Origin of the sequence: Candidatus Halocynthiibacter alkanivorans (genome assembly GCF_003333265.1) — a bacterium.
In the GTDB taxonomy this organism is placed as follows: domain Bacteria; phylum Pseudomonadota; class Alphaproteobacteria; order Rhodobacterales; family Rhodobacteraceae; genus Halocyntiibacter_A; species Halocyntiibacter_A alkanivorans.
On sequence record NZ_QOLB01000072.1, the window covers coordinates 1 to 14,637 of the forward strand.

Annotated in this window: 13 protein-coding genes; 11 read left to right on the plus strand and 2 right to left on the minus strand. The window is 57.8% G+C overall.

What is annotated here, in order from left to right; translation table 11 throughout:
* The coding region (locus tag DWA01_RS07015; protein WP_136057681.1) for a tetratricopeptide repeat protein at window positions 1-1,426 on the minus strand (1,426 nt) is incomplete at its 3' end.
* Between the two features lie 38 nt (window positions 1,427-1,464).
* On the opposite strand from DWA01_RS07015, the gene DWA01_RS07020 reads away from it, so the two are divergent.
* A complete protein-coding gene (locus DWA01_RS07020; RefSeq protein WP_114285134.1) occupies window positions 1,465-3,219 on the plus strand; it encodes a class I SAM-dependent methyltransferase in 1,755 nt (584 codons plus the stop codon).
* Window positions 3,220-3,708: 489 nt separating this feature from the next.
* Here DWA01_RS07020 and DWA01_RS07025 read toward each other — a convergent pair whose 3' ends face one another.
* Window positions 3,709-4,368 (minus strand): GntR family transcriptional regulator, encoded by a 660-nt coding sequence (locus DWA01_RS07025; RefSeq protein ID WP_114285135.1) that lies wholly within the window; start codon window positions 4,366-4,368, stop codon window positions 3,709-3,711.
* 147 nt (window positions 4,369-4,515) lie between these two features.
* Here DWA01_RS07025 and DWA01_RS07030 point away from each other — a divergent pair, with 147 nt between their 5' ends.
* The 10 genes from DWA01_RS07030 (at window position 4,516) to DWA01_RS07075 (ending at window position 14,493) form a co-directional block, all read left to right on the plus strand.
* Entirely contained in the window at window positions 4,516-5,316 is an 801-nt protein-coding gene (locus tag DWA01_RS07030; RefSeq protein WP_114285136.1) for a transporter substrate-binding domain-containing protein, read from the plus strand.
* A gap of 55 nt (window positions 5,317-5,371) precedes the next feature.
* Window positions 5,372-6,031 (plus strand): amino acid ABC transporter permease, encoded by a 660-nt coding sequence (locus DWA01_RS07035; protein WP_114285137.1) that lies wholly within the window; start codon window positions 5,372-5,374, stop codon window positions 6,029-6,031.
* A gap of 12 nt (window positions 6,032-6,043) precedes the next feature.
* Window positions 6,044-6,706, plus strand: coding sequence for an amino acid ABC transporter permease (locus DWA01_RS07040; RefSeq protein WP_114285138.1), 663 nt, complete (start codon window positions 6,044-6,046; stop codon window positions 6,704-6,706).
* Window positions 6,703-7,425: an amino acid ABC transporter ATP-binding protein gene (locus DWA01_RS07045; RefSeq protein WP_114285139.1), complete on the plus strand. Its 723-nt coding sequence runs from the start codon at window positions 6,703-6,705 to the stop codon at window positions 7,423-7,425. The genes DWA01_RS07040 and DWA01_RS07045 overlap by 4 nt, the downstream gene beginning before the upstream one ends.
* Before the next feature lie 137 nt (window positions 7,426-7,562).
* Window positions 7,563-8,522, plus strand: coding sequence for a dihydrodipicolinate synthase family protein (locus tag DWA01_RS07050; RefSeq protein WP_114285140.1), 960 nt, complete (start codon window positions 7,563-7,565; stop codon window positions 8,520-8,522).
* Between the two features lie 67 nt (window positions 8,523-8,589).
* Window positions 8,590-10,020 (plus strand): aldehyde dehydrogenase family protein, encoded by a 1,431-nt coding sequence (locus DWA01_RS07055; RefSeq protein WP_114285141.1) that lies wholly within the window; start codon window positions 8,590-8,592, stop codon window positions 10,018-10,020.
* A 63-nt stretch (window positions 10,021-10,083) separates the two neighbouring features.
* A complete protein-coding gene (locus DWA01_RS07060; RefSeq protein ID WP_114285142.1) occupies window positions 10,084-11,331 on the plus strand; it encodes an NAD(P)/FAD-dependent oxidoreductase in 1,248 nt (415 codons plus the stop codon).
* A gap of 11 nt (window positions 11,332-11,342) precedes the next feature.
* Window positions 11,343-12,344, plus strand: coding sequence for a 4-hydroxyproline epimerase (locus DWA01_RS07065; protein WP_114285143.1), 1,002 nt, complete (start codon window positions 11,343-11,345; stop codon window positions 12,342-12,344).
* Between the two features lie 10 nt (window positions 12,345-12,354).
* Entirely contained in the window at window positions 12,355-13,458 is a 1,104-nt protein-coding gene (locus DWA01_RS07070) for a cis-3-hydroxy-L-proline dehydratase (RefSeq protein ID WP_114285144.1), read from the plus strand.
* Window positions 13,459-13,467: 9 nt separating this feature from the next.
* Window positions 13,468-14,493, plus strand: a complete 1,026-nt coding sequence (locus DWA01_RS07075) for a trans-3-hydroxy-L-proline dehydratase (RefSeq protein ID WP_114285145.1) — start codon at window positions 13,468-13,470, stop codon at window positions 14,491-14,493.
* Window positions 14,494-14,637 lie beyond the last annotated feature (144 nt).

Sequence of the window (14,637 nt, forward strand, 5' to 3'; positions counted from 1 at the left end):
CTTCCGGCCGGATTTCGGTTGCCAACTGCCACAACGAACCAACATCATTTCGCAGCGGTGTTGGCAAAACCGAGAGCGGGCCGCGAAGAGCTTCCGGGAACGGAGTATTCAGCGCCTGGTACTGCCGCATAACAATGACATTTACTCCGAGGTCCTGCAGTTGTTCAAGGAAATGGGCATGACCGCGATCTTTGGCGGCGGAGAACAATGCGACGTGGATTTGGTTCTTTGACAGGCCCGCTTTCAGCAGCGCGGACACCAGAATAACCAGCTGACGTTCCGCGCCTCCGGCCGCCAAAGTGCTGTTCACCAGCAGCACCGTTCCGCTTTTCGGATCAAACGATTGCCGGCCTCCCGGTATCGGCGCGTCGTCAAAAAACTGATCAAGCGGAAACAAGAAATCCGGGCTGCGCAGTTTTGCTGCCTGGTGAACCGTGCCTCCGGCCAGAGCCAGAGATTTCCTGTTGGGTTTGACGGAGACCAGAATGCTTATGGCAAGGTTTCCGATTGGGATCGTGCGGGCATTCAGCCAGAAAAGAAGTCCGATCCGCCCCTGATCCAACAGAATTTGGGCAATCCGTGGCCAATCTGTGGAAGCAGCGCCTCCGGACAGTTCCTGACGCGCTGCATTCGCCAGCAGAGCGCTATAGAGTTCCTCCTGTTCCAGGGCATGCGCAATTTGCAGCCGCTCAATCAGTGGCGCCTGCATTGCCGCGTGTTCTGCCGCATTCGCCAGCGCAGAGCTGACGCGCTCCATTCTCAAATTCAGGCGCACCATTTCGCTTTTGGCGCGTGACCGGTTGTCCTCGGAAAATTCTGCGACGCGGGTCCATAATTCGATGGCGCCGTCCCAGTCAGAAAGGCTCTCTCGAATGCGTGCCCCGCGCGTAAATATCCGCGGTTCGTCGGGGAACATCCGGTTGGCTTTTGTAAAATATTCTTCTGCGACCACCAGTTCATCTGCTTCGCGCAGCAGGTCAATCGCGAGAATTGCTTTGTCCACATCGTCAAAAGCCATATCCCTCAGAAGCGCGTGTGCACCTGCCGGGTCTGACTTTGCCTTGGACCGGGCGAGTAAAATCCGCGCCTCCACGTCCTCGGGGATCTCACCAAAAACCTCTTCGATGAAATAGGTTGCGAATGACGGGCGGTTGAATTTCAGCGCGCGGCTGGCTTCTCCGATTGCAACTTCTCCGGTTCGCACACCTGCTTCCCACAGGGCGCGACGCAGGGTGTGCGCCAGTTGCCCCAGCCCGGCATCCATGCACATCCGCGCAAGATATTCCCATGGTCCCGGATTGGTTTCCGGTGCAAGTTCAGAGTCTTTCAGCCGAAGATACGCCGCCAGGTATTCGCCTGTAGAACAGAGTGAAGCGATCTCGCTGCGGACTTGTCCGCTCAGAAACAGTTCGTTATCGTGTTCCAATAGAGCCCAATCTTTAAACAAATGTTGGTGGGAAAAATATGTCGAGCACATCCCGATTCGGCAATAGTCAACACCTCGATAGCCGCCAGGCCCTGCCACGCATGGTTAGCGATATCGACGTGGAGTTTGTCCGAAACTTCGCACAAGAACTGCTGCCAGATGCCGTCGCAGTTGAACTGGGCCCCTGGATGGGGGCGCTGAGCGCTGAGATTGCCGGCAGAGCAAAACTTCACGCCATCGACAATTTTGTCTGGACCAAAGATCATGATCGCCGGGCGCCCGGTGTTCTGGCGCCGGGTGATAGTTTTGAAGATTTGTACAAGAATATCCTGAAGGCGCGCGGGTTGGAGGTCACGACCCACAAGTCGAATTTTGCTGATTGTCAGTGGGAAGGCGCATCGATTGATTTATGCGTCGTGGATTCTCCGAAATCAGCAGAGACGCTGCAGGAGTGTCTGGAGATATTTTCACTTTCCCTGAAACCGGACGCGCGTTTGATTGTCATAAACGGCGCCAACCCGAAGTTTCATAAGATGGTGAGCTATATTAATAATTTGCTGTATGCCAAGGTTTTCGAAATCCTGCCCAGCTCCGTCACAGGCAAGAACAAAGCGATAGCTCTAACGCCCGGGGTAAATATTGCAGATTTATCGCGCGTGCCTTTGGCGGCCGATACCAGCAGCGAGTTTCTGAACGGCTTCAGGGGAATGGTCGATCCGGCTCCCTTCCTGTTGGTCGGAATTGCCGATCTGGTTGAAAGCGGCGCGTGGCAGCAGGCCTACGGGAAATTGTCAGTTTTACAGCCGGATCCGGCTCATCTTAAAATCTGGGAAAACTTGGAGACGGAGCTGAGCACATCAGAGGTGGACCGCGGGAAATTGGGAACATTTTCTGAAATGGTTGCTGTTCACAATGACAAATGGTCGTATCGAAAACCCCCTACGCATTTTCACAAAAGCGCGGCGCTTAGCCTACGGGCATTCTGGCTGAACAATGCAGACAAGAGCTGGCGCGGGACTGCGTTTTCACCGGAAATCCTGAACCAGGCCTTTCAGTTTGGATATATGGGCTGGGCAAGCAAAGTACGCGATCTGGTCCGTGGAAAAGACGTTCTGGATGTTGGCTGCGGACCGGGTCTGCACGGGCTTGGATACCTGACGGCCGGCGCCAAATCCTATGTCGGAATGGATCCGATCATCAAACCGGACATGGACAGGGTTAAGAACCTGACTGCCGTCAACAAGATGCCATTCGGCTGGACGCCCAATGACATCAAGGCCCGCATAGAACCCTGGACCGTGTCTCCGATGCCCATCGGTGACTATGGCCTGTCCAGACAGTTTGACATCGCCGTTTTGCATAATGTCACTGAGCATCTGCACGGGATTGAAGAGATCTTCGCTGATATTGCGCTGCGCCTGCGCAAAGGTGGCGTATTGCTTTACAATCACCACAATTTTTATTCCTGGAATGGTCATCATTTGCCGCCAAAAACGGTCAGCGCCCTTGATATGAGTAATCCAGGGCAACTGGAAATGACAGACTGGGGCCATGTTGAATACGAACCCGATCCCGCACATTATATTGCCCGCGGGTTGAACCGGCTGCGGCTGGATGAACTGATAGAAATTACCCGGCAACACTTCGATATTGAAATCGCAGAGGAGATCGCTTCGCGCCCGCAAACCGGCTCAGAGCGGCTGACCGACCGGATCCGCCACCGCTACCCATATCTGGAGGACCGGGATTTTCTGACACAAAATCTTTATTGCGTTGCCAAAGTGCGCGGCTAAAGAGAACTCTGTCCAGGGTTTGCGCGTATCTTCCTCTAAGAAATGGGCTGGCCTTCCTGTCGTACTGTCCACGCTGCGGCAGCGTAAGAGCTACGCCAATACCATGGGCGCTCTACGGGGCCCTGGCCCTGGCAGTGTGCAGCGCGGAAATGTCGTCTCCAGGTCACGTTTGCTGCGAAAACTCCATTGCACGCGGCCAACCGGATCTGCGAATTTGGATCGCCGCCATCTTTCTGGTGCTGACCACCAGCGTTCGCCAGACCATCCCGTTTCGTATTTACATGCTCGATACGGGCACCGACCAAGAATTGCCAATGCAAGTTCCACGGGCATTGCGATGGCCCTGGCATACACCTTGTCTGCATCAAACCAGCATTGCCACATCCTATCGGAAAGATCGGGCCATTGTTCCTTTGAAGCGAAAACGCAATCTTTCCGGCGATTGCAGCTGGTCGGAAGCGCTTCTTCGTTCCGTCGGTAATTGAGTTTCTATTTGGACTTCAGGTGGTTGATGAGAGTGTTCTTGGCGCCAAGAATATGTTGCCGTGTCCTGTCGCAGGCCATTTTTGCGTCCTGTTTTTCACAGGCTTCCAAAATGCCCATATGTTCAATGTTCGCCCGTTCCATCCCATCAGTTAATGTCAGCTGCGCGCGCAGATAACGATCTACGCGGTCCAGCGCGGCATTGACCACCCCGTTGTGGTAGGACAATCCGCTGGCCTGATATAATGCGCTGTGGAACTTCCGGTTCAGGTCGCCCCATTCCATCGGATCTGAGGAAGCCACAAACTCTTCACAATAGCTCCGGGCGGCTGACAGCGTCTCTTTCGACATTCTGGGCACAGCCTGTTCGATAACGTGGCCTTCCAGAAGAGCCCGGAAATCAAAGATTTCGCTGACTTCTTCCGGAGCGATCCCCGCCACAACAGCGCCTTTATAGCGTTGCGATTTCACCAGGCCCTGTTCTTGCAGACGCGAGATAGCTTCGCGCACCGGAATACGGCTTGTATTGAACAATCGTGCGATTTCATCCTGGCGCAACGGCTCGCCATCTTTCAGCTCGCCCTTGATAATGGCCCTCTTCAGCGCCTCAAAGACGATCGCAGATGCAGATGCCGTTTGAGATATATCGACGGATTCCAGTTTCATTTCAGTCTCCTGTTGGACTGTCACTATATCGGCTGGCGCAGCGGACTTGAAGTTCAATATATTTCATATTGCAAATTGGATCCAATATATAATATTAAATGTCACCAAGGTCGAAACGATTCGACTTAAATCCAGGGAGGGATTTTCATGCTGAAGAAATTTATCGCGATTGGTGCACTTGCTTTGACAACCGCCGCGCCGGTGGCTGCAGACACGCTTGACGACGTCATTGATGCAGGTGTGCTGCGCTGTGGTGTGGTGTTGGACTTTCCGCCGATCGGATACCGGGATGCCAACAACGAGCCCGCAGGTTTTGATGTTGAATATTGCAAAGATCTCGCCGCGGCGCTGGAAGTCGATTTTGAAATTCTGGCTCTGACCTGGGCCGAGCGCCTGCCGGTGATCGTCACCGGGCGCGCTGACGTGGTCTTTGGTGGCACATCAGATTCTCTGGCGCGTGCCAGAACCGTTGGTTTCTCTATTCCTTACGCGATCTATTACGCCCAGGGCGTGGTCGGAAAAGACACCGGGATCGAAACATTTGAAGATCTCAGAGGCAAACGTGTTGCGGCTGCGGTTGGCACTGTGCCCGAGCAGGAATTCCTGAAATACGCCAAAGAATGGGGCACCGAAGACCTGTACCAGAGCTATCAGTCCGAAAACGAAGTGTTTCTGGCAGTGGCGCAGGGCCGGGCCGATGTGGGCATCACCACCAACACTGCGGTGGCTCCGATCACCTCGCAATATGACAGCCTGATCCCAGGTCCGCGCATGCCCTGGACTACGGATTACACCTCTGTTGTGGGCCCGCGTGAAGACGTGACCTGGCTGAACTACCTGAATCTGTTTGTCACCCATCAGGTCCGCTCCGGCCGCTACGCGGAACTTTGGGACAATTTTGTCGGTGGCGACGCCCCTGAACTGCGCATCCCGGGTGTAATGTACTGACCCAGATCGCAACTGCCCTCCCTTGCCTTCGGGCAAGGGAGACGGAGGGCTCTTCATGAACTACAATTTCCACTGGAAACCTGTTTTTAACAATCTTCCAGGCTTGCTTGAAGCTGGTATGTTGACGCTGCAGGTGGCGGTGTTGTCGATGTTGCTTGGGATTTGCATTGGCATGGCGCTGGCGCTGATCCGCCTGCATGTCAGGGGCCCATTGCGCTGGTTTGCCACCACCTGGATTGAGGTCGCACGCAATACGCCGGCCCTGATACAACTGTTCTTCTTTGCCTTTGGCCTTGGTGCCTTAGGCCTGTATCTGTCACCTTATACCATCGTTCTGGCCGGGCTTACCTTTAACAACGCGGGCTATCTGGCTGAAAACTTCCGCGGCGGTTTGCAGGCCATTCCCGAGACCCAGATCCGGGCCGCAAGATCTTTGGGCATGACCGCGCCCCAGGCCTATCTGCGCATCGTGATCCCTCAGGTTCTGAGAATTGTCTATTACCCGATGACCAACCAAATGGTGTGGGCGGTGTTGATGTCGTCACTGGGCATGCTGGTGGGTTTCCGCGAATTGTCAGGCGAGACCCAGGCCCTGGCCTCCACCACCTTCCGGATCTTTGAGTATTTCTCCGTCACAGCTGTGATCTACTACGTGATCGTCAAAATATTCCTCGGGGCAGCGCATCTGATCGCCAGACGCCTGTTCCGCTACTAAGGAGGACGTCAAATGAACGACACTCTCAGTTTTTTTAGTGGCTTTGGTCCCAGGGACTTCCTCTTTCTTGGCGAAGCCGCGCTGCGCACCCTGTGGATTTCGGTTATCGCGATCTCAATTGGAACGGGTATGGGCGTGATCTTTGGCTGGCTGCTGTTTGAAGGCAAGCTTCTGGCCACACTGACCCTGGGCCCCGTGCTCGACGTGTTCCGTTCCGTGCCGCTGCTGATCCAGCTTGTACTGTTTTATAACTTCGCACCAATGGTCGGTCTGAACCTTGCCCCGTTTGGCTCCGGTGTGGTGATCCTGGCGATCTACACTGCCGCGCTGGTCGCCAGTGTCGCGCGCGGTGGCTTTGAAGCGGTCGGCGTTCCTATGCGCCGCGCCTCGCGCTCGCTTGGCATGAGTTACTGGCAGGATCTGCGCCACGTGGTGATGCCGATTGGCATGCGGGCGGTTTTTCCAGCCTGGGTCGGCGTGGCGCTGGGCGTCATGAAGGACAGCGCCCTGGTCTCGGTGCTTGGCTATGTGGAACTGCTCAAAGCATCGCAAATTCTGATCACCCGTACCCAGCAACCGCTGCTTATTCTCGCACTCGCCGGCGCATTCTATTTCGCGCTGTCTTATCCAATTTCGCGCTACGCGGCGCGGCTCGAAGAAAGGTGGGAACAATGATTACAATCAGCGGCCTGCATAAATATTACGGCGCGTTGCATGTGTTGCAAGGGATCGATCTGTCGGTCGAGAAAGGCGAAGTTCTGAGCATCATCGGATCTTCCGGCTCCGGGAAATCGACGCTGCTTTATTGCATCAACGGGCTGGAACCGATCCAGCAAGGTCAGGTCACGGTCGATGGTGTTGATGTGCATGCCAAGGGCACCGACATCAACAAGCTGCGCCAGAATATGGGAATGGTTTTCCAGCAGTGGAACAGCTTTCCACATCTGACAGCGCTGGAGAATGTGGCCCTGGCGCCACGTATCGTGCGCAAGAAATCCCGCGCCGAGGCCCTCGATATTGCGGCAAAACAGCTGGAGCATGTGGGCCTGGCGGACAAGCTGAATGTCTATCCCAATGCCCTGTCCGGGGGGCAGCAGCAACGGCTCGCCATTGCCCGCGCGCTGGCAATGGAACCGGGTTACATGCTGTTTGATGAAGCCACCTCGGCGCTGGATCCGGAACTGGTGGGCGAGGTGCTTGATACCATGCGTCTGCTGGCCGAGGAGGGCATGACGATGATCTGTGTCACCCATGAGATGAGTTTTGCGCGCGACGTCTCGGACCGCGTCGCCTATTTCCACCAGGGCGTCATGGAAGAGATCGGGCCACCGGCACAAATCTTTGGCGACGCTACATCCGCACACACGCGGAAATTCCTCGCAAACGTACGATAGAGACGCGTTTCACCGCAGTTGAATACCTGAACCCTCAAAACCAGTCGCGCCCACCCGGGCCGGCTAACGCCCCAATATTGCCCGGGCCCGGGAGCTCCCAGACGCCGCGGCCTGCACTCAAAACGACGGAGACCACTATGAATACGAATATCTTTACCGGCTGCATGCCTGCGCTGATGACACCTTGCAAGGCTGATCTCAGCCCGGATTTTGACGCCCTGGTCCGTAAAGGCCAGGAGCTGTGCGACGCAGGCATGTCTGCGGTGGTCTATTGTGGTTCAATGGGCGACTGGCCGCTTTTGACGGATGCACAGCGCCAGGAAGGCGTGGCGCGTCTGGTGGAGGCCGGGCTGAAAGTCATCGTTGGCACCGGCGCGATCAACACTGCCATCGCGGTTGAACATGCAGCACACGCCCAAAAAGTCGGCGCACACGGGCTGATGGTCATTCCGCGCGTTCTGTCCCGTGGCGCATCCCCCGCCGCCCAGCGCGCCCATTTCGCCGCAATCCTGGAAGCGGCCCCCGACCTGCCGGCAGTGATCTACAACAGCCCCTATTATGGCTTTGCCACCAAAGCAGATCTGTTCTTTGAGCTGCGGGCCCAATACCCGGCGCTGATCGGTTTCAAAGAATTCGGCGGTTCTGCCGATCTGACCTACGCGGCCGAGCACATCACCAGCCAGGACCAGGATGTCACGCTGATGATCGGCGTGGACACCAATGTGTTCCACGGTTTCGTCAACTGTGGCGCAGGTGGCGCGATCACTGGCATCGGCAATGTGTTGCCAAAGGAAATCCTGCAACTTGTCGCACTGAGCCAGAAAGCTGCGGCCGGCGATATGGAGGCCCGCAAACATGCGCTGGAGCTGGAAGCGGCGCTGGCAGTGCTGTCCTCTTATGACGAAAGCCCGGATCTGGTGCTCTACTACAAGCACTTGATGGTGATGGAAGGCAGCGCCGAATATGCGCTTCATTTCAACCCGGCGGACCGGCTCTCTGACAGCCAGCGCGTCTATGCTGAAACCCAGCTTGCTCTGTTCAGAACCTGGTACGCGGCCTGGTCCAAGCAGCCCGGTGTCGCCAGCCACTTCGCCTGATCCACTCTCAACAATCACAAATACGGCTGTTGCCTGCAAAATCCAGGCACAACCGGCAGAGGTTCATATGGAATTTCCAAATTTCATCGGTGGCAACTGGGAGCAAACCTCCGACAGTGTCGCCAATGTAAACCCGTCTGATGTGTCCGACATCCTGGGCCATGCCGCGCAGGCCCCCCTTCAGCACGTTGAACGCGCCATCGACGCCGCCAATACCGCCGCGCCAGTCTGGGCCGCAAGCACACCACAGCAACGGTTTGACGTGCTGGACTTTGTCGGCAGTGAAATCCTGGCCCGCAAAGAAGAGCTGGGCACATTGCTGTCACGCGAAGAGGGCAAGACCCTGGCCGAAGGCATTGGCGAAGCCGCCCGCGCGGGGCAGATCTTCAAATTCTTCGCCGGTGAAGCCCTGCGTCAGCGCGGCGACCGCCTGGCCTCGGTCCGTCCCGGCGTTGAAGTCGATGTGACCCGCAGCCCGGTCGGGGTTGTCGGTCTGATCACACCGTGGAATTTCCCCATTGCTATTCCGGCATGGAAAGTCGCGCCGGCGCTGGCCTTTGGCAATGCGGTGATCCTGAAACCCGCTGCTCTGGTGCCCGGGTGTGCCCACGCTATCGCCGAAATCCTGTCCCGTTCGGGCCTGCCTGAGGGCGTGTTCAACCTGGTGATGGGCAAAGGCTCCGAAGTGGGGCCGGCTCTGATCGACAGCCCCAAGGTCAATGCGATTTCGTTTACCGGGTCCGTTGGCACCGGCAAAGGCATTGCTGCGGCCTGTGGCCTGCGGCTCAAGAAGGTCCAGCTGGAAATGGGCGGTAAAAACCCCATGGTGGTGCTGGATGACGCCGACCTGGATATTGCGGTCGATACCTGCCTGAACGGCGCGTTCTTCTCAACCGGCCAGCGCTGTACCGCGTCCTCCCGCTTTGTGGTGACCGAAGGCATCTATCAGCGTTTTGTGGCCTCCCTGTCGGAGAAAACCGCCGCGCTGAGGGTTGGCAACGCGCTGGACGCCGCCACCCAGATGGGCCCGGTGGTAGACGCGCGTCAGTTGCAGCAAAACCTCGACTATGTTGACATCGCACGCAGCGAGGGCGGCACTGTGTCTGGCGGGCAACGGCTGAACGGGGCGACCGAGGGCTTTTACATGGCGCCCGCGCTGGTGACGGAAACCGTCAACGCCATGCGTATCAACCGCGAAGAAGTGTTTGGCCCGGTAGCCAGTGTCATCCGCGTCAAAGACTATGACGAAGCGCTGATGGTGGCCAATGACACGGAATTCGGCCTGTCGTCGGGCATCTGCACCACGTCGCTGAAATACGCCAGCCACTTCAAAGCGAACGCCCAGGCCGGCATGGTTATGGTCAACCTGCCGACGGCGGGTGTGGATTATCATGTGCCGTTTGGCGGCAGCAAAGGCTCCAGCTTTGGGTCGCGTGAGCAGGGTTCCTATGCGTGCGAATTCTATACCACCGTCAAAACGGCATATACTTTGCCCTGACGCCTATCGGGCATCCCGCTATGACGGCTGGGGTGCCCTCCCTTATTTTGTGCAGGCCAATACGTGGAAAATACCTCTCAGACCATCGTGATCGGTGCCGGAATCATTGGCATCAACTGCGCCATTGGCTTGCAAAAGCGCGGGCGGCGTGTGGTGATTGTGGATCGCGAAAGTGATACCCTTGGCGCCTCTTATGGCAACGCCGGCGCCTTTGCCTTTTCCGACATCATGCCGCTCGCCGCCCCCGGCATCATGCGCAAAGCCCCCAAATGGCTGCTTGATCCGCTTGGCCCGCTGTCCATTCCGCCGCGCTATGCGTTGCAGATCGCGCCCTGGATGCTGCGGTTCTGGCGTGCAAGCTGGCGCGACAGGGTTGAGGCCAGCACCGCCGCGCAAACCGCATTGATGGATTTTTCGCGCAGCTGTCTGATGGCTCAGATCAAAGCTGCGGATGCCGGCCATCTGCTGCGTCATGAGGGTCAGTTGCAACTCTATCAGAGCGCGGCCGAATTTAACGCCAGCCTGCCCGCATGGCAGGCGCGTGCGCGCCACGGCATTCCCTTTCGCCACCTGCAGTCTGCGGAAGAAATCGCCGCGATCCAACCCGGCATCAGCCCGGAGTTCTGTGCCGCCAGCTTTACCCCTGAATGGCACAATATCGTTGATCCGGCTGCATACATGCAGCATCTGATCACGCTGTTTCGCCAGGCCGGCGGCGAGATCCGGCGCGCGAAAATCACCGCTTTGGCGCAGCATGACACCGGTGTGTCGCTGACAACGGCAACTGGTCAGACGCTGCAAGCCAAAGACGTGGTTGTTGCCAGCGGTGCCTGGTCACGCGATCTGGCACGCAGCATTGGTGACAGGATCCCGCTGGAAACAGAGCGTGGATATAACACCACGCTGCCCGCCGGCGCATTTGATCTGCGCACCCACCTGACCTTTGGCGGCCATGGCTTTGTGGTGACACGCATCGGTGACGGCATCCGTGTCGGCGGCGCTGTTGAACTGGGCGGGCTGAACTTGCCGCCCAACTACAAACGCGCCAAAGTATTGCTGGACAAGGCACAGCGATTTTTGCCCGGGCTGAAAGAGACGGGCGGTGAGCAATGGATGGGCTTTCGCCCCTCACTTCCTGACAGCCTGCCGGTGATTGGCCGCTCGCCTGGCAACACCCGGATCACCTATGCGTTCGGACACGGCCACCTGGGACTGACCCAGTCCTCCGGCACCGGTGAACTGGTGGCCGACCTCGTGACGCAAAGAGCAACTGCAATTGATGTAACGGCTTTCCGGCCGGACCGTTTTTGAAAGAGCACGATATGACACAACATACTTTCATGTGCATCGACGGCCATACCTGCGGCAACCCGGTGCGGGTCGTCACCGGCGGCGCGCCGCAGCTTGAGGGCAAAACCATGCTGGAACGCCGGGCGCATTTTCTGGCCGAGTTTGACTGGATCCGCACCGGGCTGATGTTTGAGCCGCGTGGCCACGACCAGATGTCCGGCGCGATCCTCTATCCGCCGACGCGCGAGGATTGTGACATCGGTATCCTGTTCATCGAAACCTCGGGCTGTCTGCCGATGTGCGGCCACGGCACCATTGGCACTGTGACCACGGCGATTGAAAACGGGCTGGTGACACCCAAAACACCAGGCATTCTGCGGCTGGACACACCGGCCGGGCTGGTGATCGCGGAATATCGCCAGCAGGGCCGTTTTGTCGAAGAAGTGCGCCTGACCAACGTGCCGTCATTTCTGTACAGGACCGGTCTTGCGGCCGAGGTGGAAGGCCTTGGGGAAATCACCGTCGATGTGGCTTATGGCGGCAATTTCTATGCCATCGTAGAAACCCAGGAGGCGTTCAAGGACATAGCCGATCACCGCGCCATCGATCTGGTGGGCTGGAGCCCGAAACTGCGCGCCGCGCTGAATGAAAAATACGACTTTGTGCACCCTGAAAAGCCGGAGATCACCGGCCTGTCCCACATCCTGTGGACTGGCAAGCCGCAACATCCCGAGGCCACGGCGCGCAACGCGGTGTTTTACGGCGACAAAGCGATTGACCGCTCACCCTGTGGCACCGGCACCTCGGCACGCATGGCGCAATGGGCCGCGCGCGGCGATCTGAAAAAGGGCGATGACTTCATCCACGAAAGCATCATCGGATCCCTGTTCCGGGGCCGGGTGGAAGACAACGTAACACTGGGGGAGACCGAGGCAATCATCCCTTCAATCGGCGGCTGGGCGCGGGTCACCGGCTATAACACCATCTTCATTGATGAGCGCGACCCCTATGCCCATGGCTTTGTAGTAAACTGAGGAAAACACCATGAAAATCACCGAAATCAACGCCTGGCAGGTTGATCTGCCGCTCAAAGAAGGCCGCTACAGCTGGTCCAACGGCAATTTCATCGACGTCTTTGACAGCACAGTAATCGAAATCAAAACCGATGAAGGCCTGTCAGGTTACGCGGAATGCTGCCCGCTGGGCTCGGCCTATCTGCCGTCTTATGCACGCGGCGTGCGGGCGGGGCTGGAAGAACTTGCACCACATCTGATTGGCTGTGACCCGCTGAACATCGGCATGATCAACCGCATTATGGATGCGGCATTGCGTGGCCACCCCTACGCCAAAGCGCCGATCGATATTGCCTGCTGGGATCTGCTGGGCAAGGTCACAGGTCAGCCCGTTTACAACCTTCTGGGCGGGGCGGCACAGGATGAGGTCGCACTTTACCGGGCTATTTCGCAAGAAAGCCCCGAAGCGATGGCGGCCAAAATCGCCGGCTACAGCGCGGAGGGCTATACCAAGTTTCAGCTGAAAGTCGGCGGCAATGCCAATGACGATATTGAGCGTATTCACGCCACGCGCGAAGTTCTGAAACCCTCTGATCTGCTGGTGGCCGATGCCAACACCGGCTGGACCCGGCACGAGGCGGCCCGCGTCGTCGGCGCGGTGTCCGATCTGGACGTCTATATTGAGCAGCCCTGCCTGACCTATGAAGAAAGCGTGTCAATCCGGCGCCGCACCGCGCTGCCCTTTGTGCTGGACGAGGTGATTGATGGCCCAGGCATGCTTGTGCGCGGTCTCGCCGAAGACGCAATGGACGTGATCAACCTCAAGATCTCCAAAGTGGGCGGGCTGACCCGGGCAAAACTGATGCGCGACCTCTGTGTGGCGTCGGGCATCCCGATGACCATCGAAGACACCTGGGGCGGCGACATCACCACCGCAACCATCGCGCATCTGGCGCGCTCTACTCCGGAAGAGTTCTGTTTCTCCGCCACAGATTTCAACAGCTACGGCACCGTCAAAATCGCCGATGGCGCCCCAAAACGTGTGAACGGAAAAATGACCGCCAGCGACCGGCCCGGCCTTGGCATCGATCCGGATTTCGATGTGCTCGGCGATGCGGTTCTGACCATCAATTAGGGGATAGCTATGCGAAGTTCCAAGATCATCCATGTGGTGTCCTGCCATGCAGAGGGCGAAGTCGGCGATGTCATTGTCGGCGGCGTAACCCCTCCGCCGGGCGACACGCTCTGGCAGCAAAGCCGCTTCATTGCCAAAGATGAGGTGTTGCGGAACTTCGTGTTGAACGAACCACGTGGCGGAGTGTTTCGCCACGTGAACCTGCTGGTACCGCCAAAGGACCCGCGCGCGGATGCCGCCTTTATCATCATGGAGCCCGAAGACACGCCGCCCATGTCGGGCTCCAACTCAATCTGCGTCTCTACCGTGCTGCTGGACAGTGGCATCATCCCAATGAGCGAGCCGGTCACCGAAATGGTATTAGAGGCCCCCGGCGGGCTTGTCCGGGTCCGCGCAGACTGCAAAAACGGCAAAGCCGAACGCATCACGGTGCAAAACCTGCCCTCCTTTGTGGACCAGCTTGATGCCAAATTGCAGGTCGGAGGGCTGGGCGAACTCACCGTCGATACGGCTTATGGTGGTGACAGTTTTGTCATTGTGGATGCGGCGTCCCTGGGCTTTGACATCACCGAAAACGAGGCGCGTGACATTGCCCGGCTGGGGGTCCGGATCACCGATGCTGCGAACGAGCAGCTTGGTTTTACCCACCCGGAAAACCCGGAGTGGGACCACATTTCATTCTGTCTTTTTGCCGGTGCTCTGCGCGAAACGGAAAACGGCTACACCGCGCGGTCTGCTGTGGCGATTAAGCCGGGCAAAGTCGACCGCTCCCCCACCGGCACAGCGGTGTCCGCACGCATGGCGGTGATGCACGCCAGAGGCCAGATGGATCAGGGGCAGACCTTCACCGCCACCTCGATCATTGGTTCAACGTTTACCGGGCGGATCGCCGGGGCTGCAGAAGTAGGCGGGCGTCCGGCCATTATTCCGGAAATCTCCGGGCGCGGTTGGGTCACAGGCATCCATCAGCATATGCTTGATCCGGACGATCCCTGGCCAGAGGGTTACCGGATCAACGACACCTGGGGTCTGTAGGTTTCCATGCAAACAGCAAACGAAGGATCGCCTGACGGACTGGTTTCACTGAAACCACGCGATTTTTCGATTTCCACGGTGGTTTTTTGGCCGGCCGCCTGGCGGACCCTAACGGCATCTGCGCATGGCGTTCATGAAAAGGAA

Bases quoted from the DNA above. Each gene is read 5' to 3' on its own strand.
- DWA01_RS07030 (WP_114285136.1), top strand. From the start codon at position 4,516: ATGCTGAAGAAATTTATCGCGATTGGTGCACTTGCTTTGACAACCGCC.
- DWA01_RS07025 (WP_114285135.1), bottom strand. From the start codon at position 4,368: ATGAAACTGGAATCCGTCGATATATCTCAAACGGCATCTGCATCTGCG.
- DWA01_RS07020 (WP_114285134.1), top strand. From the start codon at position 1,465: ATGTCGAGCACATCCCGATTCGGCAATAGTCAACACCTCGATAGCCGC.
- DWA01_RS07040 (WP_114285138.1), top strand. From the start codon at position 6,044: ATGAACGACACTCTCAGTTTTTTTAGTGGCTTTGGTCCCAGGGACTTC.
- DWA01_RS07075 (WP_114285145.1), top strand. From the start codon at position 13,468: ATGCGAAGTTCCAAGATCATCCATGTGGTGTCCTGCCATGCAGAGGGC.
- DWA01_RS07070 (WP_114285144.1), top strand. From the start codon at position 12,355: ATGAAAATCACCGAAATCAACGCCTGGCAGGTTGATCTGCCGCTCAAA.
- DWA01_RS07035 (WP_114285137.1), top strand. From the start codon at position 5,372: ATGAACTACAATTTCCACTGGAAACCTGTTTTTAACAATCTTCCAGGC.
- DWA01_RS07050 (WP_114285140.1), top strand. From the start codon at position 7,563: ATGAATACGAATATCTTTACCGGCTGCATGCCTGCGCTGATGACACCT.
- DWA01_RS07065 (WP_114285143.1), top strand. From the start codon at position 11,343: ATGACACAACATACTTTCATGTGCATCGACGGCCATACCTGCGGCAAC.
- DWA01_RS07055 (WP_114285141.1), top strand. From the start codon at position 8,590: ATGGAATTTCCAAATTTCATCGGTGGCAACTGGGAGCAAACCTCCGAC.
- DWA01_RS07045 (WP_114285139.1), top strand. From the start codon at position 6,703: ATGATTACAATCAGCGGCCTGCATAAATATTACGGCGCGTTGCATGTG.